We start from the raw sequence: 26,145 nt of genomic DNA, 5'->3' as shown, positions 1-26,145 counted from the left end.
GCGGGGCGGAACGGCTTGTGGAGAAAGCGTCCGGGATTGGGTAGCTCATTGCCATGTGCGCTGCAAGATGGACCCTGGAGGGGGTCCATGCAGGATCACGCCGCCTGATCGGCGAGGCGGGCAAGGCACTCCTGGCGTCCCAGCACGGCCAGCACGTCGAATATGCCCGGCGACGTCGTGCGTCCCGTCAGTGCCACCCGAAGCGGCTGGGCGACGGCGCCGAGTTTCAGGTTGTTCTGCTCGGCGAAATTCCGCATCGCGGTCTCGGTGGTTTCCGCCGTCCAGTCGTTGACGGCTTCCAGCGCGGTGCGCAGGCGGCCGATCAACGCACGCGTTTCCGGCGTCAGCAGCGCCACAGCTTTCGGATCGAGCGCGAGCGGACGATCGGCGAAGATGAAATAGGCGCCGGCGATCAGCTCGATCAGCGTCTTGGCGCGCTCCTTCAGGCTCGGCATCGCCCGCAGCAATTGCGCGCGGGTGGTGTCGTTGAGCTTGGCCTTCAGCGCGGCACCCTCGGGAACATAATCCAGCACGCTCTCGAACTGGGTCACGAGGGATTGATCGTCGCTCTGCCGGATATAGTGGCCGTTGAGGTTCTCCAGCTTGGCGAAATCAAACCGCGCCGCAGAGCGGCCGATGCCCGAGAGGTCGAACGCGTCGATCATCTCCTGGGTCGAGAAGATCTCCTGATCGCCATGGCTCCAGCCGAGCCGGACCAGGTAGTTGCGCAAGGCGGCCGGCAGGTAGCCGAGCGCGCGGTAGGCGTCGACGCCGAGCGCGCCATGGCGCTTCGACAGTTTCGAGCCGTCGGGACCGTGGATCAGCGGAATGTGGGACATGCTCGGCAGTTCCCACTCCAGCGCGTCGTAGATCTGCTTCTGACGCGCGGCGTTGATCAGGTGGTCGTCGCCACGGATGATGTGAGTGACGCCCATATCGTGGTCGTCGACCACGACCGCGAGCATGTAGGTCGGGGTGCCGTCGCCGCGCAGCAGGACGAGGTCGTCGAGGTTCTCGTTCTGCCAGACCACGCGGCCCTGCACCTGGTCCTCGATCGCGGTTTCGCCGGTCTGCGGCGCCTTGAGGCGGATGGTCGGCTTGATGCCGTCGGGCGCCGTGGCCGGATCGCGGTCGCGCCACATGCCGTCATAGAGGCGGGTGCGGCCCTCGGCGCGCGCCTTCTCGCGCATCGCGGTGAGCTCTTCCGGCGAGGCATAGCAGTAATAGGCGCGCCCGGCGGCGAGCAGGCTCTCGGCGACCTCGCGATGGCGGGCAGCGCGGCTGAACTGGTAGATGACCCCGCCGTCCCAATCGAGCTCGAGCCACTTCAGGCCGTCCAGGATGGCGTCGATCGCCTCCTTGGTCGAGCGCTCACGGTCGGTGTCCTCGATCCGGAGCAGCATCTTGCCGCCGAGCTTCCTGGCATAGAGCCAGTTGAACAGCGCGGTGCGGGCACCTCCGATATGGAGGAAGCCGGTCGGTGAGGGGGCGAAGCGGGTAACGACGGGTTTGGTCATGATCGAGCGAGACGTATGCTGAGACGGCGGTGGTGTATATCAGGAACCGGACATAACTAAACCCCCGGCTGACCTTTTGCCCACCAAACCAGGCCTCAAACCAGACTTGAAACCAGGCTTGAAACCAGACTTGGCCGGACGGCACGAATTTGGCAGAAGGTTGAGCTGACTCCTCCAGGGAACCCTTTGATGACGACTGACACGACGGCAGAGGCAGGGCGCGACTTCATCCGCGACATCGTCCAGGCCGATCTCTCCTCCCACAAGCACAACCGGATCGTGACCCGTTTCCCGCCGGAGCCGAACGGCTACCTGCACATCGGTCACGCCAAGTCGATCGCCCTGAATTTCGGCATCGCGCAGGAGTTCGGCGGCCAGTGCAATTTGCGCTTCGACGACACCAATCCGACCAAGGAGGAGCAGGAGTACATCGACTCCATCCAGGCCGACGTCCATTGGCTCGGCTATGACTGGGGAGCCAACCTGTTCTATGCGTCGGACTATTTCGAGCGCCTGTACGATTGGGCCGAGGGTCTGATCAAGGCCGGCTATGCCTATGTTGACGATCAGTCCCAGGAGGAAATCCGGCTGTCTCGCGGCACGCTGACCGAGCCCGGCAAGAACTCGCCGTTCCGCGACCGCTCGGTCGAGGAGAACCTCGATCTGTTCCGCCGCATGAAGGCCGGTGAGTTCTCGAACGGCGCCCGCGTGCTGCGCGCCAAGATCGACATGGCCGCCGGCAACATCAACCTGCGCGATCCGGTGCTCTACCGCATTCTGCACGCCCATCATCCGCGTACCGGCGACAAATGGTCGATCTATCCGAGCTACGACTACGCGCACGGCCAGTCGGACGCGATCGAGGGCATCACCCATTCGATCTGTACGCTGGAGTTCGAGGATCACCGCCCGCTCTATGAGTGGCTGCTCGACAAGCTGCCGGTGCCTTCGAAGCCGCGCCAGTACGAAATGGCACGGCTCAACCTGACCTATACGCTGCTGTCCAAGCGCGTGCTGACCCAGCTCGTCCGTGACGGCCACGTCTCGGGCTGGGACGATCCGCGCATGCCGACCATTGCCGGCTTGAAGCGGCGCGGCGTGCCGCCGGCCGCTGTGCGCGAATTCATCAAGCGCATCGGCGTCGCCAAGGCCAACAGCGTGGTCGATGTCGGGATGCTCGAATTCTGCATCCGCGAGGAGCTGAACCGCACGGCGCTGCGCCGGATGGCGGTGCTGCGGCCGCTCAAGGTGGTGATCGAGAATTATCCGGAAGGGCAGGTCGAGGAGATCGAGGCGATCAACCATCCTGACAATCCGGAAGCCGGCACCCGCAAGATCGCGTTCGGCCGCGAGCTCTATATCGAGCGCGACGACTTCATGGAGAATCCGCCGAGGAAGTTCTACCGCCTCTCGCCCGGCAACGAGGTGCGGCTGCGCTATGCCTACTTCATCAAATGCACCGGCGTGGTGAAGAACGACGCCGGCGAGATCGTCGAACTCCGCGCGACCTACGATCCCCTAACCAAGGGCGGCAACGCGCCCGACGGCCGCAAGGTCAAGGCGACGATGCACTGGTTGCCGGCGGCGCAGTCGAAGCCGGCGGAGGTCCGTATCTACAACCAGCTGTTCGCCAATCCGAGCCCGAACGCGGCCGATTTCGCCGCCGACCTCAATCCGCAGTCGCTCGAAGTGCTGAAGGATGCGCGCGTCGAGCCGGCGATCGCCGAGAGCAATTCGCCCGATCCGGTGCAGTTCGAGCGGCAGGGCTATTTCGTGCGCGATGCGGATTCGACGCCGGACCGGCTGGTGTTCAACCGCACCATCGGCCTGCGCGACACCTTCGCCAAGGAAGTCGGCGGCAAGGGCTAGCCGAGAGGGAGCGCGTCCCGAGCGGACAAGCGGACGGGGGGATCGATGCCTGACGAATCCGACGAGATTGCCTCCGCCATCATCGCCAGATGGTCGGCGGGTTTCAGCAGGCTCGATGCGAATGCGTTAAGCGCGCTCTATTCGAAGAGCGCGTTCTTCTTCGGCTCGAACCCGACGCTGTATCGCGGCCGCGACGGCGTCAAAGCCTACTTTGACGGTCTGCCGCGCTGGCGCGCGCCGCGCGTTCAGTTCAGCGATGTCAGGGCAGAGCGGGTCAACGCCGATCTCGTCAACATGGCGGGCATCGCGTCATTCTTCCTCGACGGCGATGCGCCTTCGCTCGCCGTCAAGATCACCTGGGTGATCGCGCGCGAGGACGGCGACTGGAAGATCGTCTGCCACCACGTCTCGTCGCAGACGCCGCTGATCTAGGCTCAGCGCTGGAGCTGACGCAAAAAGTCGAGGGCCGGCGGGCCCTCGTAGTCAGGGAGAGTGCGCGGGGCCGGGCGCCTCGCGGCTGCACCCAACTCGCAGGCTATCCGGATCGCGCTGCATTGCGAGGAGGGACCAAGGTCGTAGGCTGCGGAACGCGGCTTCCGGGCGCCCGGACGGCAGCAAGGTCGTCGGCTCGCGGATCAGCAGCGGCAACACATCGCAGGTCGGACAGATGCTTTTTTGTCCGCGCCGCACCATGTCTTCGGAAGAAGGAGGTGAGGATCATGCGCATTCAACACTGGCAGGATGCTGCCAGCCTGTTGGTAGGCGCCTGGCTGGTCGCATCGCCGTTTGCACTGGGCTTTTCCGGGGCAGCTCTCTGGATCTCCATCGCGCTCGGATTGGGCGTCGTGCTGTTCGCCCTGGAGGCATTCATCATTCCGTCCTATCTGGAGGAATGGGGCGAGATGCTGATGGGGTTGGCTCTGGTGGTCGCACCCTGGACGTTCAACTACCAGCAGGGATCGGTCACGACGAGCAGCGTGCTCGCCGGCGTCGTGGTGATCGTGCTCGCGTGCTGGGAGCTGACGATGGATCGTGATTTCGCCACCTGGTGGCACGATCGCTGGCATCACCGAGCTGGCTGAGAGGAAGCTGACTGAGACGTTGGCCTGACCGCCAACCAAAGGCGGCCGGAGCGGGGATTTGCTTGGCGCGGGATCCCCTCTGCCGCCCGATGCAGGTTCTACAGAGACATCACGCCAGAGACGGCGGGTACGGGACGATTCAGAAGCGTCGTCCCGCACGCGCTGGACGGCGGCCATGGCGCCTGCTGCAGGGTGAGAGCGCTTTCGAGCGACGTGGATAGCGGCTCGCGTAAGGAAAACGCATCGAGACAAGATTCTAGAGTCCCGTTCCGATCCCGTCGGAACGGAGCTGTAGTCGCCCGTCAGCAAGGTGACTCCGTCACGATGCGGCTTTCGCCTCGATCTGCTCCCAAATTCTGGTCTTGCGTGTCTCGGGCATGATGAAAACGGCGATCACGAAGCACACCGCGGGAACGACAATCGGGTAGATCAGCGCGTAGCCGATGCTGCCGGTCGCCGCGAAGGCGGCTGATGTGATGAACGGCACCAATCCGCCGCCCCATCCATTGCCGATATGATACGGCACCGAGACCGAGGTGTACCTGATCCTGGCCGGGAAAAACTCCGCCAGGAACGCGCCGACCGGCCCGTACACCATCCCGACATAGCAGACGAGGATGAAGATGATGAAGACGGCGACCGGATAGTTGATGTGTCCCGGCTGCGTGACCATGCCGAGCCACAGATACAGCGGATAGTAGGTGATCGCGGCAAGCAGCATTCCTCCGAGGATCACGGACTTGCGGCCGATCTGATCCGACAGCCAACCAAAGAAGATCAGGCTCGGCGTTGCGATCAACAATGCGGCTCCCACGATGTAGGCCGAGGTAACCGCATCGACCTTGGAGACCTGCTGCAGGAAGTACAGTGCCCAGAATTGGCCACTGTACCAGACCACGCCCTGTCCAATCAGGACGACGATGGCGATCAGGATGTACTTGATGTTGGCGCTGAGGAAAGCTTCCCGCCAGGGATTCCTGGTCATCTGTCCCTGTGCCTTGATCTCCTGGAAAATCGGCGTCTCCTGGAGCTGCAGGCGGATGTAGATGGCGATGGCCACCAGCACGAACGAGACCAGGAACGGTACGCGCCACGCCCATTCGTCAAAGGCCTGATTGCCGGCCCAGGTTCGGGTCAGAACGATCACCGCCAGCGACACCACGATCCCGAGCGTCGGCGAGGTTTGTAGCCAGCCCGTGTAGTAGCCGCGGCTGTCGTCCGGAACATGCTCGGCGACGTAGGTGATGGCGCCGCCATATTCGCCGCCCAGGCAGAGACCCTGGATCATCCGCAAGCCGAACAGAACGAATGCGGCCGTCAGGCCGATCGACTGATAAGTTGGGATCAGTCCGATCGCTCCCGTTCCCAGGCCCATTCCGCTCAGCGTAATGAGGAATGTATATTTGCGGCCGACCCGATCGCCCATCCATCCGAACAGGAAGGCCCCCAGCGGGCGGATCAGGAATCCCGCAGTGAACAGCGCGATCGTGCTCAGCAGGGCTGCGACGGGGTGGGATTGCTCAAAGAACTTGACCGAAAGAACGGCGGCCAGGCTGCCAAAAATATAAAAGTCGTACCATTCAATGATGTTTCCCACTGACGCAGCGACAATCACGCGGCGAAAATCGCTTGGTACTTGAATTGCCATGTGCTGCTCCTCTCAAATGCAAACGCTACTCCTCGCGTTTTTCAGCGATCTATCCGCTCGCGGAGTGCGCGTGGTGCACGGCGTTACAGGCGAGATTTGCGCGTTCGTCCGCAACGCCTGATCTCAGGGGAGTTGTGGCCACCTGAGAGGAGCTCCAGCGGCCTTCAAGTGCCGCGAGCCGTCACTGCCTCATCTCCGTCTCTTCGGGAGCGGAGGCATCAGGACAGTCTATTCCTAATGTGATCGGTATCTTAGTGAGACTTTCGGCTCGATCGATTTGACGCAGGCGGCAGCCGTGGCCCGGCGCGAGCTAGGCAAGGCGCAGGACGATCCAGATACCCGGGCGTTCCCGGTCCGTATTCTGCATCCGTTCCGCTAGTCGGGTGACGGGGCGATCCGCTAGCCTGCCGCCCGGCAGGGATCGCAAGCGGAATGGCGGAGCAGGGCACGACGCCGGGCGGCAAACGCGGCTACGCGGGGACGTGGCCGCCGCGCACGGCTGCGCCGGTCGGCGGCTTTCTCCCGGTGCGCGCCGGCATCTGGAAGCCTCTCGTCGAGACATTGCGGCAATGGGCGCGCGCCGAGGCCGGCGCTGGCCGCCTGTTGCCCTGGGTGCCGGTGGCGTTCGGCACCGGCATCGCGTTCTATTTCGCGGCCGAGCACGAGCCGGTGCTGTCGGTCGCGGCCACCGTCGCAATCCTGCTCTGCCTGCTGGCGCTGCTGCTGCGGCGGCGCAGCGTGTTTCCCGTCATCGCGCTGCTGGCCGCGGTGGCCGCGGGCTTTGCGACGGCGACCTGGAAGACGGCGCGCGTCGCTCACACGGTGCTGGCGCGGCCGATGTTCTCGGTGGCGCTGACCGGCTTCGTCGAGACGCGCGACATCCGCGAGAAGACCGATCGTTTCGTGCTGCGCGTGGTTTCGATGGAGAGCCCGCGCGACATGACGAAGCTCAATCGGGTCCGGCTCTCGGTGAAGAAGGGCACCGCGCCCGATGTCGGCAGCTTCGTTGAGTTGAAGGCGCGGCTGTTGCCGCCGCTCGGGCCGCAGCGCCCGGGCTCCTATGATTTCGGCCGTGACCTGTATTTCCAGGGCATCGGCGCCTCCGGCTTCGTGATGGGCGCCGTCAAGACCAGGGAGCCGCCTGCGACCGGCGGCTTTGCGCTGCGCTACGCCGCCTTCATGCAGGGCCTGCGCGACGCCATCGACGCGCGGATTCGCACCACGCTCGACGGCGACCAGCGCGCGATCGCGACCGCCTTGCTCACCGGCCGGCGCGACGCGATCTCGACGCCGGTCAACGATGCGATGTTCATCTCGGGACTCGGCCACGTGCTGTCGATCTCCGGCTACCACATGGCCGTGGTCGCCGGCGTCGTGTTTTTCGCGGTGCGCGCGCTGCTCGCGCTGTTTCCGGCGCTGACGGCGGGGCATCCGATCAAGAAATGGGCGGCGGCGGCCGCGCTGGTCGCCGCCGCATTCTATCTTCTGCTGTCGGGCGCCGAGGTTGCGACGCAGCGGTCGTTCTTCATGACCGCCGTGGTGCTGCTCGCCGTGATCGTCGACCGCCGCGCGATCACCTTCCGGACGCTGGCGGTGGCGGCGCTGATCGTGCTCGCGATCGCGCCGGAGGCGCTGGTGCATCCCAGTTTCCAGATGTCGTTTGCGGCAACGCTCGGGCTGGTGGCGCTGGTGCAGATCGGGCTGCCGAACCTGCTGGCGTCGCCCGACCATTCGGCAACTGCGCGGGTTGCGCTGTGGGGCGGCCGCGAGCTCACGATGCTGATGCTGGCCTCGCTGGTGGCGGGGCTGGCGACGACGCCCTATGCCGCGTTCCATTTCCACCGCGTGACGCCCTACGGGCTGCTCGCCAACCTCGCGGCGATGCCGGTGGTCTCGGCGGTCGTGATGCCGGCCGGCCTGCTCGGACTCGTCGCCATGCCATTCGGCTTCGACGGCGTGTTCTGGGCGATCATGGGTCTTGGCATCGACTGGATGATCCTGGTGACGCAATGGGTCGCCGCACTCCCGGGCGCGGTCGGCCGCATGGCGGCGTTCGGCATCGGGCCGCTGATCGCAGCGAGCGCCGGCATCATCCTGCTCGGGCTGCTGCGCACGCCGCTGCGCTGGTCAGGTGCGGTGCTGCTGCTGGTGGCCTCGGTCTGGGCGCTCAGGGTGCCGCAGCCGGACGTGCTGATCTCGGGCGACGGCCGCAATGTCGCGGTGCGTGGCGGTGATGGACGGCTGCATCTGATGCAGAGCGCCAAGGATGCATTTTTGGTCAAGGAGTGGCTGGCGGCGGACGCCGACGCGCGCACCGCCACCGATGCGTCGCTCGGCGAGGGCGTCTCGTGCGATGCCGGCGGCTGCGTGACCCAGGGACCCGGCGGCGCCTTCGTCGCGCTGGCGACCCGGCCGGAGGCGCTGGCGGACGACTGCGAGCGCGCAGCCCTGATCGTGACGGCGCGGCCGGCGCCGCAGGGCTGCGCGGCATCGGTGATCGATGCCGAGCGGCTGCGCCGCCACGGCGCGCTGGTGCTGCGAAGGATCAGGGACGGCTACGCCGTCGATGCGGTCAAGCCCGGCGGGATCGACCGGCCGTGGTCGCCGGCGGTTCCCGGCGACGGCGAGAGCGAAACGACGCTGCGCGCGCCCGCCGCCGCGCCGCGGCCTGCGGTGGATGCGACGCCGGCCGAGACCGATCTGCAGGGTGATGATTAGCCGTGGTCCGGCGAGGGGCCGCTCGGCAGCTCGAACAGGCCGAGATGGTATTCGTCGGAGTCGGGGCCGGCGTCGGGCTTCTTGACGAGGGTGAAGGAAGCCTCGGGAAATTGCTCCCAGACTTTCAGGTCGTCGGCCGTTACCGTCAGCCAACCGAACCGGAACATGTAGCGGCCCGGTTCCGTGACGCGTCCAGCCTTTTGCCATGTGACCTTATCGACCACCGCGCACGTCCTCCGTGCCCGATGATGCGCCAAGGTGCCGGCCGACGCAAATCTCCTTCAGCGCCCCGGAAGCGGGAGTCCGGGGTCGCCCGAAATTGCTTAGGTCATCCGCCGCCGAACAGCTCATTCCGCGGCGACGATGCGCTCAACCCAAAAACAGGGTTGCGAATGCGGAGGGCCGCCGCTCCACAACCTTCGGCTTCTGCTCGACCGGCGGATGCAGCGCCGGCAATTGCAGCACGCTGACGCGCTGTCCCTCGACCAGCTGGGTCACCAGCACATGGCTGCCGTCGGGGAATTCGACCGCGTCATGATGCCGATCAGGCACGTCGGGCTCGACTTCGTTGAACACGCCGACGCGATAGTTCAGCGTCTTGGTCCAGATCCAGCGGCTGTCGTAGCGAACGTTCTCGGCGAAAGCGAGCTCGGTGCCCGGCAGCATGCAGACCGCGACAGTGGGGTCATTCTCCGAAGCAAAGCCGCGGGTCGACGTGCCGCGGAACGTCGTCGTGATCAGCGTCTCTCCGACAATGGCGGGGCGCGATGCCACGGCGTGCAGACTATAGTCACACATCGGATGGCTCCTCATTTCGAGGTAGCGACCCGTGCCTCTCCTTGAGGCATTAGGGCCTCTACCAGAGTGGACGATAGCGAACGAGCGTCTGCTCGTTTCTGGGCGATTGTACGACTGGTCCGAGATCGCTCCGATCACAAACACGCGACGCTGCGCGAGAGGTATCGGAGCGCATCGGGCAGGCCGTACGCTACACTATCATGCAAGGAACGATCCGACGTGTTGCTCGTTCCCGGCCGCCGCAAGTATTTGCAATTCAGTATTTGCGATAAAGGCCGATCAGCTTGCCCTGGATGCGGACCCGGTTCGGCGGCAGGATGCGCACTTCATAGGCGGTGTTGGCCGGCTCGAGCGCGATCGATGCGCCGCGGCGGCGGAAGCGCTTCAGGGTGGCTTCCTCCTCGTCGATCAGCGCCACCACGATGTCGCCGGTATTGGCGACGTCGTTGCGCTGGATCAGCGCCATGTCGCCGTCGAGGATACCGGCATCGACCATCGAGTCGCCGCGCACCTCGAGCGCATAGTGCTCGCCGGCACCGAGCATGTCGGGCGGCACGCTGATGGTGTGGCTGCGGGTCTGCAGCGCCTCGATCGGCGTACCGGCGGCGATCCGGCCCATCACGGGGACCGCGACCGGACGGTTGCCGTCGTCCTCGGCAATCGGCGGCGTGCTGGCGCGCCGGCCGAGGGTGCCTTCGATGACGCTGGGCGTGAAGCCGCGGCGGCCGTTGCCGCCGCCGGCCGAGAGTTCGGGCAGCTTGATGACCTCGATGGCGCGGGCGCGGTTCGGCAGGCGGCGGATGAAACCGCGTTCCTCCAGCGCAGTGATCAGGCGGTGGATACCGGACTTCGAGCGCAGGTCGAGCGCATCCTTCATCTCGTCGAAGGAGGGCGGTACGCCGGCCTCTTTCAGACGTTCATTGATGAAACGCAGTAGTTCGTACTGTTTGCGCGTGAGCATCTCGAGTATTCCCCCGGTTGATAGCGTCGTTCGATTCCGAGACTCTTCTGGTGGGGCCTGCAGGCCGGGCCTGACCTCAGGAGCATGTGCTCGATGCACCTGCTTCCACGCGGCTTCCCGATTGTAGACACCAGTACTCGAAACAAATCATGAACGGACACTATATGTTCGATATGTGTTCCGCAACCACTTAATTTCCGGTGAACGCGTCGGGCAACGCACAATCGGCGGGGCGCGAAAACCCTATTCGGGCAGTGTCAGAATCTCGCATTCGCTGCCCTTGACGGCAGCTGCCGCAAACGGCGGACGCACGAGAAGTGCCCGTGCCGCAGCGAGATTCCCGAGCAGCGACGAGTCCTGCTGCGTCACCGGCGTTGCGATCAGCGTGCCGTCCTCGCGCGCTTCGAGCCGCGCACGCAGATAGTCCTCGCGCTGGTCGTTGGCGGCGAGGTCGCGGCCGAGCAGGGCGCTCGCGCGGCGATGATGAATCACTTTCCGGCCGCTCAGCGCCCGAATCAACGGCACCAGGAACAGGAAGGCGCAGACATAGGACGACACCGGATTGCCGGGCAGACCGATCACCCGCATCGCGCCGAGCCGGCCATGCATCATCGGCTTGCCGGGCCGCATCGCAATCCGCCAGAACGCCATCTCGACGCCCTCGGCTTCCAGCGACCGCTTGACGAGATCGTGGTCGCCGACCGAGGCGCCGCCTGTCGTGATGAGGACATCGGCGCCGGCCTCGCGTGCCCGGCGGATGCCCGCCGTGGTCGCCTCTACCGTGTCGGCGGCAACGCCGAGGTCGAGGGTCTCGGCGCCTTCGGCGCGCGCCAGCGCCCGCAGCGCGTAGCCGTTGGAATAGACGATCTGGCCGGGACCGGGCTGCGAGCCCGGCATCACCAGCTCGTCGCCGGTCGCCAGCACCGCGACCTTCGGGCGGCGGCGCACCGCAAGTTCCGGATAGTTCATGGCGGCCGCCAGCGACAGCGCGCGGTCGGACAGGCGGCTGCCGCCGGCGAGCAGCACCTCGCCCTCACGGAAGTCGACCCCGGCCGGGCGGATGTGCCGCCCGACGCTGGCGGCCTCCGAGATCGTGATGTGGTCGCCGTCGACGGCGGTGTCTTCCTGGATGATCACAGCGTCGGCGCCATTGGGGATCACGCCGCCGGTGAAGATCCGCACCGCCTCGCCGGCGCCGACCGTCCGCTCGAACGGCCGTCCGGCGGCGACTTCGCCGATCACCTTGAGCCGGGCCTTTAGATCGGCCGCATCGGCGGCGCGCACTGCATAGCCGTCCATCGCCGACATCGGCTGCGGCGGCTGGGTGCGGAGCGCCGCGAGGTCGTGCGCAAGCGTGCGGTGGTAGGCGGCATCGAGCGCGACCATCTCCTCCGGCAGCGGTTCGGCGCCGGCGAGGACGGCGGACAGGGCATCGGCAACCGGCATCAGGGCCACGCTCAGAGCTCCTCAATTCCTAAGTTTCAATACCAAGTGCGGTCAAAGCCCTTGCCACGTCATCCGTCGACGTCACGTGGATAGCATGAAGGCCGCGCGCCCGCGCACCTTCGATATTGGCGGCCAGGTCGTCGAAAAACAGGATCTGCGACGCCGGCACGCCGATGGCTTTTACCACATGATCATAGGCCTCGGCGTCGGGTTTGCGGAAGCCGATGCTCGAGGACAGGAAGACGTTGCGGAAATGGCTGAGCAGCTCGGCGTGCGTGACCGAGAAATGCGCGACATGGGCCGGATTGGTGTTGGAGAAGGCGTAGAGCGGCATCCGCTTGGCGGCCGCCGCGAGCAGCGGGGCGATGCCCGGCATCTCGCCGGTGAAGATCGCGTTCCAGCCTTCGAGGAACTGGGCGTCCGTGATGTTGATGCCGAGCGTTTGGCGCAGGCTTTCGAAGAACGCTGTGTCGTCGATCCGGCCGATCTCGTGATGCTTGAAACTGTCGTCGACGACAAAGCGCGTGGCGAGCTCGGCAGGCGCACAGCCGGCATGCTGCGCCCAGCGCGCCATCACCCTGTCAAAGTTGATGTCGAGCACGACGCGGCCGATATCGAACAGCAGCACGTCGACGGAGTTGGGAGTGAATTGCGAGGTCATTGCATGAAACCGTGTACGAGAATGGCGGCCAGGCGGCAATGTCCTCGATTTCAGTGACCGGTGTGTGGATTGTACGTGGCGTTGCATTCATCGCGAGACTGTTCCCGCGCACACCACCGTCGTCCCGGCGAAGGCCGGACCCATAACCACCGCATTTGATCAGGAACGGGATCGTGGCCGCAGCGTCGCGCAACAATTGAGATTTGGGGTAATGGGTCCCGGCCTTCGCCGGGACGACGGCGGGTGTCGTCGCTTGTGCGTCAAACATCCGTATTCTCGCGACATGATCTGTCCGAGCCTTGCTCTTCGTTTCACCCTATATTTTTGCTACGGGGCTTGGCTTGCCGCGTCGGGCAACTCAGTGGCACGCGCGCGCGCTTTCAGGGTACCAAGCGACTTGATGCCTGCCGGCGGCTTGGTGCCCGCCGGCGTCGCTCTCACAGCCTGGACAGTGCCAGGCCGAGGTAACCGATCAGCGCACCGGTGCTGAGAATGATGACGACGAGCGCCTGTTCCGAGCGTGCTTGCAAGGTTTTCCGGGTCACGGCGGGGACGCTCCGTCTTTCGAGATCATGCGGTCCAACGAACAGCATCGATTTCCGTTCCGGTCCTTCCCCTGGGAACCTTCACGACCTGCCGAGTGACGCGACGGACGCGGAACAGGAACGCGGCTCGGCCGCCTATGAGGACGGCGCGATCCCCGGAACGGGGAAGGCGCGGCACATCTCGACGCTGTTCGACCTCAGTCGCTTGACGACCTCTGCATCTCCCTTCGACCGGAGGGACTCCGCAATGAGTTCGGCGATGAGGCGCATTTCGGGCTCGCCCATGCCGCGCGTGGTCGCCGCCGGCGTCCCGAGGCGAATGCCGCTCGGCTTGAGCGGCGGACGCGGATCGTCGGGAATGATCTGCTTGTTTGCGGTGATCCCGACGGCGTCGAGGATGTTCTCGGCCGCGCCGCCGTCCACGCCGACGCTGGCCACCGTATCCACAACCATCATGTGATTATCGGTTCCGCCGGTGATCAACGTCATGCCGCGTTCCATCAACGCTTCGGCCAGGACCTTCGCGTTGCGCATGACCAGTCTTGCATAGGCCTGAAAATCGGACGTCGATGCCTTCTTCAGCGTGACCGCGGTTCCGGCCACAACGTTCATGTGCGGACCTCCCTGCAATCCCGGGAACACCGACGCGTCGACCTTGCCGGCGAACTCCCGGCGACAAAGAACGATGCCGCCACGCGGCCCGCGAAGCGTCTTGTGCGATGTCGTCGTCATCACGTCGAAACCCGCATCGAGCGGATTGCGCAAGGCGTTGCCGGCGATCAGGCCGCCGTAATGGCTGACGTCGGCCATGGTCAGTGCACCCACTTCATCGGCGATGCTCTTGAAGGACGCATAATCCAGATCGCGCGGATAAGAGCTGTAGCCGCACAGCACCAGCTTCGGGCGGACGTGCCGGGCCATGGCGCGGAGCTCATCGAAATCGATGGCGCCGCCGTTTGACGGCTGCGTCTTGTAGCGGGCGAAGTTGAAGAGCCGCCCCATGTGCGACACCGGCGCGCCATGAGTGAGATGGCCGCCGTGTGACAGGTCCATCGCCAATATCGTATCGCCGGGCTGCAGCAGGCCGAGATACACGGCCTGGTTCATTGGCGACCCGGACAGAGGCTGAACGTTGGCATGTTCGGCGCGAAACAGCGCGCAAGCGCGCTGGCGGGCAAGGTTCTCTATCTGGTCGGTAAATTCCTGGCCGCCGTAATAGCGGCGTCCCGGATAACCTTCGGAATACTTGTTGGTGAACACCGATCCCAGCAGCTCGAGCACCTCGGGGTAGGTGTAGTTCTCCGATGGAATCAGCTCGACGCCGTCTTGCTGGCGGCGCTCTTCGCCCTCGAGCGCAAGGGCAACTTCCGAATCGTTGAGATGGAGTTCATTGCGGAATGACGGCATGGTGCGGGCTCCCTAAGACGCTGGATCATCAGCTGAACGGGTTGCCCAGGCGAACGGCGTTGGAACCCTTCGCGCTTCACCGTGGTCAATTCCACGTAAGCTCGCCAGTCGCGCGAGGGGCGAATGAGCCTGCGAAGCTCATCGCGAGCAGAGGCTATCCAATCTCAGGCGGGCTCGCAAGGGTTCGTCGCTGCCGCCGACGCGGGCTCAGCGTTCGCCGAGATCGAGCTGCGTCAGGATGCCTTGCCGCAGCGCGAGGCGGACCAACTCGATATCGGTGCCGACGCCGAGCTTGTCCTTGATCAGGGAATGGAGGTTCGCGACCGTCTTGGGACTGAGGTGCAGCGCCTCGGCGATCTCCTCGGTGGTGTTTTCCGCGAGCAGCATGCGCAGCACCTCGAATTCCCGCGCGGTCAGGAGGTCGGCCGCCTTGGTCTCGCCGGCAAGGTGGCTAAGCGCGAGCTCGTGGTCGATATCCGGGCTGATCGCGATCTTGCCCGACAGCGCATCCATCACGGCGTGCACCAGCGTCTCCGGCGGGCTGGTCTTGGTGACATAGCCGCTCGCGCCGGCGCGGATCGCCTGCACGGCAAAGGCCGCGCTCTGGTGCATGGTGAACACCAGGATTTTTGCGCGCCTGTCCCACTGCCGGAGGCGGCGGATGGCCTCGATGCCGCCGATGCCGGGCATCGACAGGTCCATGATGACGAGGTCGGGCCCGGTCTCTTTGTAGAGGCGGTAGGCCTCGACGCCGTCGGAGGCTTCGGCGACGACGCAGAGGCCCGGCTGCTTCTGCAGCATCGCCCGGTAGCCCTCCCGGACGACGGCGTGGTCGTCGACCAGCATGATGGTGCGCGCCGCGTGGCTCATGCCGCGCGCTCCACCGGTGCGGCCGCTCGGCTAACTGCGACGGGAACGATGACGCGGAGCGAGGAGCCGCTGGGCTGTCCAGTCTCGAAGCTGAGCCGCCCGCCCAGCGCGGCGACCCGTTCGCGCATGCCGAGCAGGCCGAGGCCGGACCTGAGCTGGGGATCGCCTTTGGGATCGGGATCGCCGGGCTGGCCGTCATCCTCGATCGCGAGCACGATCGCGCTGTCGCCGCCGCCAGGCGGCGCCTCGCGCATCTCGAGCCGCAGCATGACGCGCGTGGCGCCGGCATGCTTGGCGGCGTTGGTGAGCGCCTCCTGCACGATGCGGTAGAGATTGGCGCTGACGGAGGCGGCAAGGTGCTCGAACGATCCCGATATGGCGATCTCGAACCGCGGCTGTCCGCGGCTGCGGCCGTTCCAGCCGGCGACCAGGCCCTCGAGGCTGGCCGCAAGTCCGAGTTCGTCGACATCGGGCGGGCGGAGCCGGAAGAGGGCGCCGCGCAACGTCTCCATCATGTCGGTCGCGGTCCGCGCGATGCCGTCGCATTCGGCGAGCAAAGGCGGGCAATCCGCGGCGGCGGTCTGGCGCGCCGAGGCGGCTAGCGCGCGGATGGCGGCCAGCGACTGCCCGAACTCGTCATGCAGCTCGCGCGCGAGGTGGCGGCGCTCCTCGTCCTGCACCAGGATCAGTTTCTGCGTCAGCGCGTTGCGGTCGGAGAGCGCGGCGGCGAGGCGCTCGGCGAGCTGGTTGAAGACATCGCCGATCGCCGACAGTTCGGCGAGATCGAACGGCGGCAGGCGCGCTGCGAGGTCGCCTGCGGCGATCCGCTCGAGCCCGTCGCGGATCTGCCGCGTCGGACGCAGCGCGCGCGCCAGCGCCGCATAGACCAAAGCGCAGAGCAACGGCAGCGCGATCATGAACACCGCCATCAGCCGGCCGGCATCGTGCCAGGCCTCGGCGGTCGGCACCGCCGGATCAATCCAGGCCACCGCTTCGCCGATGGCGTTGCCGCGCGAAACCACCTGCCGCACCACCTCGCGGCCGGGATCGAACAGGCGGCGATAGAGCGCCGCGAAGGCCAGCGGCGGCGCGGCCGTGTCAGTCTGCGCGCCGCCGCAGAAGCGCTGGCTGATCTCGCCGCTATTGCTGCGAAAGGCGAGGCACAATCCCGGCGTCATGACCGAGGCGGCAACGCTGTCGAGATCGGGAAATTCGGAACGCGCATTGTTGAGCCACTGGATCTTGCTCTGCTGCAGCTGCAGCGTCTTGGCGGCGATATCGGCAACGGCCGCGATCCGCCCGCGCACCGAGCGGTCGGCCTCGATCAGGAAATAGCCGGAGATGACGGCAAAGCAGAGCGTCGAGACGATCGCCACGCGCAACGTCAGCCGCAGTTTCAGATCGCTTCCGGACCAATTCCACATTGGCGTATCCTCAGAGATCGCAGACGGGCTTCGGCGCGCCATCGCGGGCAGGGCCGTCAGGCACATTAAACGGCAGAACGGAGGCGTCGAGAAGCGCTGCCATAGCCGTTCTTCGGGCGCGGACCATCGTCGTGAAATTTTCCCGGCACCGGGCGGGAGGCACTCCGCTGCGGCGCGGCGGCCAGTTGGCCCAGGATGCGACCGACCCGCCCGCGCCCGCACCCGAAAGGCCCAGACCATGCGACAATCCCGTCTTGTCTTGTACGCCCTCGCGTTGACCGGCCTTCTGGCCGGACCTTGTCAGTTGCGCGCCGAAACGGGCACGGTGCCAGCATCTCAGCTTGGCGTCAGCATCGATGATTTCAGTTATGTCGACACCTCGGGGGAGGTCCTCGATCAGACTGCCGCGCATCAGAAGCGGCTCGATGCGTTCACGCGCGCGCTGCGCGCCGACGTCGCCGCGGAGCCGCGCTATCGCCTGGTGCCAGCAGCGGCGTCCGCAGGCGAGGCCCGGATCAAGGTGGTCGGTGGCGTTCAGAAGATGAGCACGCTGGTGCAGTGGGCCAAGGTGGCGGTCATCGATGTCGAAGGGAGCCGCGTGCTGTACGAAAAGCTCTACACGTTTCGCGGCGACAATGACGACGCATGGGACCATGCGCGGATGTTCGTGTCGCGCGAGGTGCTCGGCGTGCTCGCGGCCGTGTTGCCGCCGGCACAGACCGCCACGGCTGCGCCGATCGGGCTTGCGGTGTTCGAGTTCGAGCTTGAGGACATCTCCGCGGCGCCGGCATCCGGCCTTGCCGACGCCGATGCGGCCTACCTCGCCGATGTGACCAAGGGCGTGCGTGACCGGCTTGCGCAGTCGGGCCGCTACCGCCTGGTCGATACCGGCGGCGCGACCGCGGAACCCGTCAAGGCGCGTGCGCTGCGCGACTGCGACGGCTGCGAGGCCGCGATCGCGCAACAGCTCGGCGCAGATCAATCGCTGATCGGCGTGATCAGGCGGGTCAGCCGGACCGAATACACGATCGGCTTCCAGCTGCGCGACGCCCGCAGCGGCGCGGTCGTCTCACGCGGCGACAGCGGCCTGCGGATGGGCGCCGATTATTCCTGGACCCGTGGCGCGGTCCGCCTGGTCGGCGATCGCCTGCTCGGAGGTGGGGCGCAGCGCTAGGGATGCTTCGCGGCTGCGGCTGCAACTCTGGCAGGCGGACCATAGCAAAGTGCGATAGCTGCTAGACACACCGTCATCTGGCTCCGGGCTCATGCGTGCGCTATCACCGCCGCCTGATCACCGCACAGGAGCCGCCGATGCGTTTGCCCGCCATCCTCTTCACTCTCACGCTCGCCGCAAGCCCCGCGGCGGCCGAGGAGCTGTCGGGCACGCTGCAGAAGATCAAGGAGACGAAGAAGGTCACGCTCGGCTTTCAGGAGGCTTCCGTTCCCTTCAGCTATCTCGACGACAATCAGCGGCCGATCGGCTTTGCGCTCGACATCTGCCTGAAGATCGTCGATGCCGTGAAGAAGGAGCTCGGCGTATCCGACATCGCCGTCGACTACCTCCCGGTGACCTCGTCGAACCGCATTCCCCTGATGGTCAACGGCACGATCGATTTGCATTGCTCGGCGACCACCAACAGCGCGGACCGCCAGAAACAGGTGACCTTCACCAACACGCATTTCCTCAGCGCGACACGGTTTGCCGCCAAGAAATCCGCAGGGATCAACACGATCGACGATCTCAAGGGCAAGTCCGTCACCGCCGTTGCGGGCTCGGTGAACCTCACGCAGCTCATCAAGGTCAACACCGAACGCAAGCTCGGCATCAACGTTCTCCCGGCCAAGGACCAGGCCGAGGCGTTCCTGATGCTGGAGACCGATCGCGCCCAGGCCTACGCGCTCGACGACGTCCAGCTTGCGGTTGCGATCGCGCGATCGAAGCAGCCTTCGCTCTACATGATCAGCGAGGAGGCGTTCTCGAAGGCAGAGCCGTTCGGCATCATGCTGCGCAGGGAGGACACCCCGTTCAAGGCGCTCGCCGACCGCGCCACGGCGGAGCTCTACAAGAGCCACGAGATCGAGGTCATGTACAGGAAGTGGCTGGAAGCGCCGACCCCGCCGAAAGGTATCAATTACAACGTCCCGATGTCGCCGGCGCTGCGCCACGCGTTCGCCCATCCGAGTTCGAGCTTCGATCCCGACGTGTACGAGGTCGGCAAGTAGCGTCACTTGCGGGTGTGCCAGCGCAAATCGATTGTGGTTCTCGGAAGCCGCTGCGCTCACCCCCGCGCCGAGCGGCAGTCCGGGTGCACCTCCAATGATTTACGGCCCCAGCGTGACGGCTGGGGCCGCAGGAGGTGGTGTGTGCCTCTGGGGCAATGAATCAGAGGACAACCACTGAACCGCACATCGATGACAATGTTCCAACCGGCTGCGGCCGGCCGTGCCATGCTGCCATGCAGACTGAGAAGCTTGCAGACCGCGCCACGACCGTACCATCATGACGTCGGCCGGCCCGAATCGAATGCGGGCCTGGTGGACGTCTCCAGCGTCGGCCTTCGGCCCCAAAGGGTGCCGGGGTCACATTTCTTCTGCTTGCAGCTGATTTTTTTCGCTATGCCGATTGTTCTGCGGAGCCGACATTGAACCACGACGCATTGGCCAAGCTCACCGTCACCATCATTGTCCTGGTCGCGTCGCTGGTATGGCGCGTTGCCGACCAGAAGAAATCGATTGAATGCGGCGCAAATTGCCCAACCGATCTCTCCGCGAGCCGGAAGGCCGCTCAATAATATCTGAGCGACTCGATCAACGGCCCGTTTCGAACCGGCGCCGATCGGGTCCAGCGAGCTTTGCCGGCACCATTCCGGTTCACGGCCGCCTGGTCAGCATGGCGCGCAGCCTAGCGCTTTGCGGGTGGGCCGCTCTTGTTGCCTGGTTGTCCCTTGATGTTCGACGAATCCTGTTCCTGGACATGCAGGTTCTGCGAGTTCGAGCCGACCGTGCCTTGCTTGGCGGGCGGCCCGCTCTTGTTGCCCGGCGCGCCGGCGATCCCGGTTCCGGAACTTTGAGCGCTCGGAGACGTCGTGGCGTTTGGGGAACCGGCGGCCGTGTCGGGGCGCCCCGGAGGCGTTGCGGCCGCGCCGGGCCTGTCCTGATCGCCGACATAGCCGGATTCACCGGAGTTGCGGGTCTTGGCACCCTTGTCGGCCTCGTTTTGCAGGTTCTGGGCAACCGCGTGTTGCGCCAGTATCGGGCCGGTTGCCATGGCACCGGCGATGAGCAGTGCGATTGTGCGGGTTCTCATGAGTGTCCCTCCTCGGGTTACCGGGGACAACACGCATCGCGATCATCATTTCCTGTGCGCGCGAAAAATCCTCGCGAGGGAACAGGCATCGCGAACCTGGCGCGATCCGTTCGAGTGGCCAATTGCGGCCGCCGGCGCGCCTCTATCGGCCATTGCGCGGTGCGTATATCGTCCGCGCCAAACACAAGATCGGTCCCGGGCGCCGGGTAACGACGCATAATGAGGAAGCGATGTCCGACATGCTGCTGTTTTCGCCAATGACGATCCGCGGCGTCACGCTGAAGAACCGCATCGTGGTGCCGCCGATGCACCAATATTCCGCCGAGAAGGGCTTTCCGACCGACTGGCATCTGATGAATGCGGGCAGGTTCGCCGCCGGCGGCGCCGGTCTCGTGATCGTCGAATCGACCAAGGTCGAGCGGCGCGGCTGCGGCACGATCGGCGATCTCGGCATCTGGGACGACAAGTTCATCGCGCCGCTCAGCCGCCTCGTCGGCTTCATCAAGCAGCAGAACGCGGTCGCCGGCATCCAGCTCGGTCATTCCGGCCGCAAGGCGCGCGCAAGCCGGCCCTGGGAGGGGGATCGTCCGCTCGAACGCACCGCCGAGATCGAGGACTGGGATGCCTGGACGCCGGTGGCGCCGAGCGCGATTGCCCATAGCGAGCGCTGGCCGGTGCCGCGCGCGCTGGACACGCATGAGGTGAAGGATCTCGTCGCAGCCTGGGGGCAGGCGGCACGGCGCGCCCATGCGGCAGGGTTCGAGGTGCTGGAACTGCACGGCGCCCATGGCTATCTCGTGCACGAATTCCTCTCCGGGCGCTCCAACCAGCGCAGCGACGAATATGGCGGCTCGGAAGCCAACCGGATGCGCTTCCTGATCGAGGTCACCGAGGCGGTGCGGGCGCACTGGCCGGATCACAAGCCGCTGTTCGTGCGGCTGTCGGTCGAGGACAACGCCGGCTGGGGCCCGGAGCAGAGCGCCCGGCTCACCAGGATCCTGAAAGCGAAGGGCGTCGATGTGATCGACTGCTCATCGGGCGGAATCAGCGAGATGGCGCCGATCCTGGGCAAGGAGATCAAATACAACTATCAGGTGCCGCTCGCGGAATATGTCCGCGCCCATGCCGATATCATGACCATGGCGGTCGGCCTGATCATCCACGGAGACCAGGCCGAACAAATCCTGCGTGATAAACAAGCAGATTTGATCGCGGTCGGCCGGGAAATCCTCAATAACCCGAACTGGCCGATGGACGCCGCGCTCAAGCTCGGCGTCGAGGGGCCGTTCCGCAATGTTCCTCCGCAGTTCGGCTACTGGCTGGGCACGCGGGCCAAGCGCGGATTCGGCACCCAGCCGTCGACCTGGCAGAACGGGTTGCGGGAGACTGGGCCAAAGGCCGACGAAAGGCTGACAGGGGGCTGACAAGAGGCCGATCCGGGCACCGTGACAGGACCGTAATGGTCCGGTGACAAGGCGGCCTTGATCCGACCAAAAAGCCGTTGTGTGGTGCCCCGCGTCGGGGTGGGGCCGAATGTTGCGAAACGTTGCCGGCCGTTAGCGAAGGGATCACGGATAATGCGCAAACATGTTGGCTTCTTGCTCGGGACGGTCGCGGGCGCGTGTCTCACCTTGCTCGTGGCCTCGCCGCAGGGCGCGCATCTGTTCGCCGTCGCCAACGCCGCCGCGCATTCCGACAACAGCAACACCTATTCGCAGCTCAATCTGTTCGGCGAGGTGTTCGAGAAGGTCAAGACCGACTACGTCGAGAAGCCCGAGGACGCCAAGCTCGTCGAGGGCGCGATCAACGGCATGATCTCCTCGCTCGATCCGCACTCCCGCTACATGAACGAGAAGGGCTGGGGGGAGATGCAGGAGACCACGCATGGCGAGTTCGGCGGGCTCGGCATCGAGGTCACCATGGAGGACGGCTTCGTCAAGGTGGTGGCGCCGATCGACGACACGCCGGCCTCGCGCGCCGGCATCATGTCGGGCGACGTGATCACGTCGATCGACGACGACCAGATCCAGGGCATGACGCTCGACCAGGCCGTCAACAAGATGAAGGGCGCGCCCAACAGCTCGATCCGGCTGAAGATCATCCGCAAGGATGCCGACAAGCCGATCGAGGTCTCGATTACGCGCGAGATCATCCGCGTGCGTCCGGTGAAGTATCATGTCGAGGGCGGCGACATCGGCTATATCAGGATCACCTCGTTCAACGAGCAGACCACCGAGGGTCTGCGCAAGGCGATCGGCGATATCCAGAAGCAGATCCCGCAGGACAAGCTCACAGGCTACGTCGTCGACCTCCGCAACAATCCCGGCGGCCTGCTCGACCAGGCAGTCTCGGTGACCTCGACCTTGATGCAGCGCGGCGAGGTGGTCTCGACCCGCGGCCGCAATCCCGAGGAAACCCAGCGCTTCACCGCGCATGGCGGCGACATGACCAAGGGCAAGCCGCTCGTCGTCTTGATCAACGGCGGTTCGGCCTCGGCCTCCGAGATCGTCGCCGGCGCGCTGCATGACCACAAGCGCGCGACCCTGATCGGCACCCGCTCGTTCGGCAAGGGCTCGGTGCAGACCATCATTCCGCTCGGCACCGGCAATGGCGCGCTGGCGCTGACCACGGCGCGCTATTTCACGCCGTCGGGCCATTCGATCCAGGCACTCGGCATCAAGCCCGACATCGAGGTGCTGCAGGACGTGCCGGACGAATTCAAGACCCGCTCGGAGATCAAGGGCGAGGCCTCGATGCGCGGCCATCTCTCCGCCGAGGGCGCCGAGCAGACCGGCTCGCAATCCTACGTCCCGCCGGACGAGAAGAACGACAAGGCGCTGGCCGCGGCGTTCAACCAGCTGCGCGGCGTCACCGTCAACGCCGATGCCAAGAACGCCGACACCAAGGCCGCGCAGAAGCGGCCGGTGCCGAACTAGAACCTGTAGCCCGGATGGCTCCATCCGGGCTACGCAGCTGCCAAAATATCGAAAACAATCCCATGCAAAGGAGCCGGTGGGGGCTGGCGCTCGACCAGGCAATTTGACACGTCGGGCAATTACAGGGTATATTTCCAAAATTCCGAAATCGTGCGGGCGCGCCCCTCGGGCTCCGACTTCCGAGCAGCCTTACGCCGCGCCGGCGACCGGCTTGCGTCGCCGCGCCGTGCTCGCGCCCGCGGCGGGGCCGCGGCGATGCCCGGCCAGCAGCTCGCGGATCTGGGCGGCGGGCTTTGGCGGGCTGAACAGATAGCCCTGCATTTCCGAGCAGCCGAGCTCGCGCAGCAATTGCTGCTGCTGCGCGGTCTCGACGCCTTCCGCCGTCGTCGTCATGCTGCGCTCGGCGGCGATGTTGACGACGGCCTCGACGATGCCGGCCGAGCCTTGCGGATCGGCGATGTCGGTGACGAAGCAGCGGTCGATCTTGATCTTGTCGAACGGGAATCGCTTCAGGTAGCTCAGCGACGAATAGCCGGTGCCGAAATCGTCGAGCGCGATCCTGATCCCGATGGCGCGCAGCTGGTGCAGCGCGGCCAACGCGCTCTCGTCGTCGCGGATCAGCACCGCCTCGGTGATCTCGAGCTCGAGCCGGCTCGCTGACAGCCCCGACGATGCAAGCGCCGCGATCACCTTGAGCGCCAGCGTGCCGCTGCGGAACTGCACCGGCGATACGTTGACGGCGAGCCTGACGCGGTCGGGCCAGTTCACGGCTTCCTTGCAGGCCGTCATCAGCACCCACTCGCCGAGCTGGTTGATCAGGCCGGTCTCTTCCGCAATCGGCACGAATTCGGCCGGCGAGATCATGCCGCGCTGTGGATGACGCCAGCGCACCAGCGCCTCGCAGCCGGTGATCTCGTTGCTGCGCAGGTCGACGCAGGGCTGGTAATGCACTTCGAGCCCGCTGCCGGCGGCGATCGTCTGCCGCAACTCCATCTCGAGCTCGCGGCGGGCGCGGGCGTCGGCATCCATCGCCGGCTCGAAGAAGCGGAAGACGCGCCGGCCGGCCGACTTCGCCGCATACATCGCAAGATCGGCGTTCTTCATGATCTGGTCGAGATCGGTGCCGTCCTTCGGCGCCAGTGCGATGCCGATGCTGGCGTCGGTCGTGACCTGGTGGCCGAGGCATTGATAGGGCGCGCGGATCACCTCGTAGATGCGCGCGACGAGGTCGGCGACCTCGGCCTCGCTCTTCACCCCGGTCTGCACGATCGCGAACTCGTCGCCGCCGAGGCGAGCGACGAAATCGCCGTCGCCGATCACGCCGCTCAGCGTCCGCGCCACGGACTTGAGAAGCTCGTCGCCGACCATGTGGCCGAGCGAGTCGTTGACGCCCTTGAATTCGTCGATGTCGATATAGAGCACCGCAAGCTGGCTGTCGGGCGTGACATGCGGCAGCTCGCGCCTGATCTCCTCGTGGAACAGCGCGCGGTTCGGCAGGTCGGTGAGCGCATCGTAGTGGGCGAGATGCGTGATGCGCTCCTCGGCGCGGCGGCGCTCGGTGACGTCCTCATGGGTCGCGAGCCAGCCGCCGTCGGCCAGCGGCTCGTTGACGACCTGGATCGAGCGTCCGTCGGGCGTCGTGATCACCATGGTGTTGCGGATGCCGACGTCGCGCAGCACGAGATTGACGTAGCGCTCGACGTCGCCCTGGAACGAGCCGGTCCGGTGACGATGCACGATGACGTCGCGGAAGCTGCAGCCGGGCTTGATGATGTCGGCCGACAACCCGTACATCTCGATATAGCGCCTGTTGCAGATCACCAGGCACTGCGCGGCATCGAACAGCAACAGGCCCTGCGTCATGTTGTTGACGGCGGTGTCGAGCCGCAGCTTCTCCAGCGTCAGGCGCTGCTGCTGGGCGCGATGCTGCTGCACCAGCTTGCGCACCACCAGCGTCAGCAGGATCGCGATCGCCAGCACCGAGATGCTGGTCACCGCGATCAGGATGCCGATCTGCTCGCGCCAGTTGGCGAGCGCCGCCTCCGTGGTGCTCGTCGCGACGACGACGATCGGGAATTTGGTCAGTGCCCGCGACGACACCAGGCGGTCCTTGCCGTCGACCGGGCTGGCCAGCCGCGTCGTGCTCTGCGGCAGCTCGAACACCTGCTGCTGATTGACCGGACCGTTGCGGAAATTCTTCCCGATCAGCTCCTCGACATGGGGATAGCGCGCCAGCAGCGTGCCGTCGCGATGATGCATCGAGATCGCGGCGCCGTCGCCGAGCGCCACGGTGGAGAAGAATTTCTCGAAGGCCGCCGGCTCGATGCCGCGGCCGACCACGCCGAGGAATTCGCCATGCGGACCGGTGACCTTGCGGACGATGACGGTGGTCCAGTTTCCGGTGATGCGGCTCACCACCGGCGCGACCTGCATGTCGGGCGAATAGGGGCTCGACTTGAAGATCTGGAAGTAGGGGCGGTCGGCAATGCTGGCCTGCGGCAGCGGCCAGGTGCCCGAGCTGTTGATCAGAACGCCGTCGGCGTCGAACACGTTGAGGCTGCCGACATTGGACAGCGCGTCCATCTTGGATTTGAGCATCGCATGGATGTCGGCGGCCGACATCCGGCGCTTGTAATTCTCCGGCGTCGCGATTGCATTGTCGCGCATGAACGTGATCAGGTCGCGCTGGACGACTTCGAGATCGTCGAGCTGCTGGTCGAAATGCCGCGCCAGCAGCAGTACGGTGTTCTCGAGCTCACGCTCGCTGTTGTGCAGGGCGCGATCGCGGAAATTCTCCGCCATCAGCGTAGCGCCGATCGCGATCGCGGCCATCATCACGGCGCCGCCGAGGATCAGCCAGCGGATCGGACCGCTGCCGATCACCGATTTGATGTTGAACGTGGCGCTGCCGTTTGGAGTCATTTGCCGCAATCGCTTCCAGGTGTTTCACCCGGAA

21 protein-coding genes and 1 riboswitch are annotated in these 26,145 nt (G+C 65.6%); of the genes, 8 read left to right on the top strand and 13 right to left on the bottom strand.

Translation table 11 applies throughout. The features are described from left to right. Positions 1-95: 95 nt before the first annotated feature. Positions 96-1,517: a glutamate--tRNA ligase gene (gene gltX, locus ACVI1L_RS35820; RefSeq protein WP_456785040.1), complete on the bottom strand. Its 1,422-nt coding sequence runs from the start codon at positions 1,515-1,517 to the stop codon at positions 96-98. A gap of 189 nt (positions 1,518-1,706) precedes the next feature. Between gltX and ACVI1L_RS35815 the strand changes: the two genes are divergently transcribed. The 3 genes from ACVI1L_RS35815 to ACVI1L_RS35805 all read left to right on the top strand — a co-directional run bounded on the left by ACVI1L_RS35815 (position 1,707) and on the right by ACVI1L_RS35805 (position 4,468). Then, entirely contained in the window at positions 1,707-3,386 is a 1,680-nt protein-coding gene (locus tag ACVI1L_RS35815; protein WP_456785039.1) for a glutamine--tRNA ligase/YqeY domain fusion protein, read from the top strand. Positions 3,387-3,431: 45 nt separating this feature from the next. Beyond that, positions 3,432-3,818, top strand: coding sequence for a YybH family protein (locus tag ACVI1L_RS35810; protein WP_057016505.1), 387 nt, complete (start codon positions 3,432-3,434; stop codon positions 3,816-3,818). Positions 3,819-4,105: 287 nt separating this feature from the next. Next, on the top strand, positions 4,106-4,468 hold the full coding sequence (locus ACVI1L_RS35805) for an SPW repeat domain-containing protein (protein WP_304495523.1): 363 nt from the start codon (positions 4,106-4,108) through the stop codon (positions 4,466-4,468). Positions 4,469-4,787: 319 nt separating this feature from the next. Here the strand turns inward: ACVI1L_RS35805 and ACVI1L_RS35800 are convergent, their stop codons facing one another. Continuing rightward, positions 4,788-6,116 (bottom strand): MFS transporter, encoded by a 1,329-nt coding sequence (locus tag ACVI1L_RS35800; protein WP_057016507.1) that lies wholly within the window; start codon positions 6,114-6,116, stop codon positions 4,788-4,790. A gap of 432 nt (positions 6,117-6,548) precedes the next feature. On the opposite strand from ACVI1L_RS35800, the gene ACVI1L_RS35795 reads away from it, so the two are divergent. After that, complete coding sequence (locus ACVI1L_RS35795) at positions 6,549-8,834, top strand: ComEC/Rec2 family competence protein (protein WP_456785038.1); 2,286 nt, start codon at positions 6,549-6,551, stop codon at positions 8,832-8,834. Here the strand turns inward: ACVI1L_RS35795 and ACVI1L_RS35790 are convergent. The 9 genes from ACVI1L_RS35790 to ACVI1L_RS35750 all read right to left on the bottom strand — a co-directional run bounded on the left by ACVI1L_RS35790 (position 8,831) and on the right by ACVI1L_RS35750 (position 16,946). Further along, positions 8,831-9,058: a hypothetical protein gene (locus ACVI1L_RS35790; RefSeq protein WP_229193503.1), complete on the bottom strand. Its 228-nt coding sequence runs from the start codon at positions 9,056-9,058 to the stop codon at positions 8,831-8,833. The two genes, ACVI1L_RS35795 and ACVI1L_RS35790, sit on opposite strands and share 4 nt — an antisense overlap. Positions 9,059-9,203: 145 nt before the next feature. Continuing rightward, positions 9,204-9,632, bottom strand: coding sequence for a hypothetical protein (locus ACVI1L_RS35785; RefSeq protein ID WP_026192810.1), 429 nt, complete (start codon positions 9,630-9,632; stop codon positions 9,204-9,206). A 256-nt stretch (positions 9,633-9,888) separates the two neighbouring features. Continuing rightward, positions 9,889-10,593: a transcriptional repressor LexA gene (gene lexA, locus ACVI1L_RS35780; RefSeq protein ID WP_016841600.1), complete on the bottom strand. Its 705-nt coding sequence runs from the start codon at positions 10,591-10,593 to the stop codon at positions 9,889-9,891. A gap of 243 nt (positions 10,594-10,836) precedes the next feature. After that, positions 10,837-12,048, bottom strand: coding sequence for a molybdopterin molybdotransferase MoeA (locus ACVI1L_RS35775; protein ID WP_456785037.1), 1,212 nt, complete (start codon positions 12,046-12,048; stop codon positions 10,837-10,839). 19 nt (positions 12,049-12,067) lie between these two features. Beyond that, the gene (locus ACVI1L_RS35770; protein WP_141343147.1) at positions 12,068-12,700 is read right to left on the bottom strand and encodes an HAD family hydrolase; all 633 of its coding nucleotides are present in this window, start codon (positions 12,698-12,700) and stop codon (positions 12,068-12,070) included. 437 nt (positions 12,701-13,137) lie between these two features. Beyond that, complete coding sequence (locus ACVI1L_RS35765; RefSeq protein ID WP_200844552.1) at positions 13,138-13,293, bottom strand: hypothetical protein; 156 nt, start codon at positions 13,291-13,293, stop codon at positions 13,138-13,140. Between the two features lie 87 nt (positions 13,294-13,380). Then, positions 13,381-14,652: a serine hydroxymethyltransferase gene (locus ACVI1L_RS35760; RefSeq protein WP_141343146.1), complete on the bottom strand. Its 1,272-nt coding sequence runs from the start codon at positions 14,650-14,652 to the stop codon at positions 13,381-13,383. Positions 14,653-14,688: 36 nt separating this feature from the next. Then, positions 14,689-14,774, bottom strand: a riboswitch (ZMP/ZTP riboswitch). An 85-nt stretch (positions 14,775-14,859) separates the two neighbouring features. Beyond that, positions 14,860-15,522 (bottom strand): response regulator, encoded by a 663-nt coding sequence (locus tag ACVI1L_RS35755; protein WP_456785036.1) that lies wholly within the window; start codon positions 15,520-15,522, stop codon positions 14,860-14,862. Then, the gene (locus tag ACVI1L_RS35750; protein ID WP_456785035.1) at positions 15,519-16,946 is read right to left on the bottom strand and encodes a histidine kinase; all 1,428 of its coding nucleotides are present in this window, start codon (positions 16,944-16,946) and stop codon (positions 15,519-15,521) included. The genes ACVI1L_RS35755 and ACVI1L_RS35750 overlap by 4 nt, the downstream gene beginning before the upstream one ends. Positions 16,947-17,184: 238 nt before the next feature. Between ACVI1L_RS35750 and ACVI1L_RS35745 the strand changes: the two genes are divergently transcribed. Then, the gene (locus tag ACVI1L_RS35745) at positions 17,185-18,120 is read left to right on the top strand and encodes a DUF2380 domain-containing protein (RefSeq protein WP_456785034.1); all 936 of its coding nucleotides are present in this window, start codon (positions 17,185-17,187) and stop codon (positions 18,118-18,120) included. Positions 18,121-18,257: 137 nt separating this feature from the next. Then, positions 18,258-19,169, top strand: coding sequence for an amino acid ABC transporter substrate-binding protein (locus ACVI1L_RS35740; RefSeq protein WP_057016591.1), 912 nt, complete (start codon positions 18,258-18,260; stop codon positions 19,167-19,169). A 679-nt stretch (positions 19,170-19,848) separates the two neighbouring features. On the opposite strand, the gene ACVI1L_RS35735 is transcribed toward ACVI1L_RS35740, so the two are convergent. Next, entirely contained in the window at positions 19,849-20,253 is a 405-nt protein-coding gene (locus tag ACVI1L_RS35735) for a hypothetical protein (protein WP_456780455.1), read from the bottom strand. Between the two features lie 230 nt (positions 20,254-20,483). Here ACVI1L_RS35735 and ACVI1L_RS35730 point away from each other — a divergent pair, with 230 nt between their 5' ends. Beyond that, positions 20,484-21,677 (top strand): NADH:flavin oxidoreductase/NADH oxidase, encoded by a 1,194-nt coding sequence (locus ACVI1L_RS35730; RefSeq protein WP_456785033.1) that lies wholly within the window; start codon positions 20,484-20,486, stop codon positions 21,675-21,677. A 153-nt stretch (positions 21,678-21,830) separates the two neighbouring features. Then, on the top strand, positions 21,831-23,189 hold the full coding sequence (locus ACVI1L_RS35725) for a S41 family peptidase (RefSeq protein WP_456785032.1): 1,359 nt from the start codon (positions 21,831-21,833) through the stop codon (positions 23,187-23,189). A gap of 189 nt (positions 23,190-23,378) precedes the next feature. On the opposite strand, the gene ACVI1L_RS35720 is transcribed toward ACVI1L_RS35725, so the two are convergent. Further along, a complete protein-coding gene (locus tag ACVI1L_RS35720) occupies positions 23,379-26,111 on the bottom strand; it encodes a bifunctional diguanylate cyclase/phosphodiesterase (protein ID WP_456785031.1) in 2,733 nt (910 codons plus the stop codon). Positions 26,112-26,145: the final 34 nt, after the last annotated feature.

Source organism: Bradyrhizobium sp. USDA 4516 (assembly GCF_054055915.1).
Note: the sequence above shows the minus strand (reverse complement) of the source record. Positions and strands in the feature narration are given on the sequence as shown.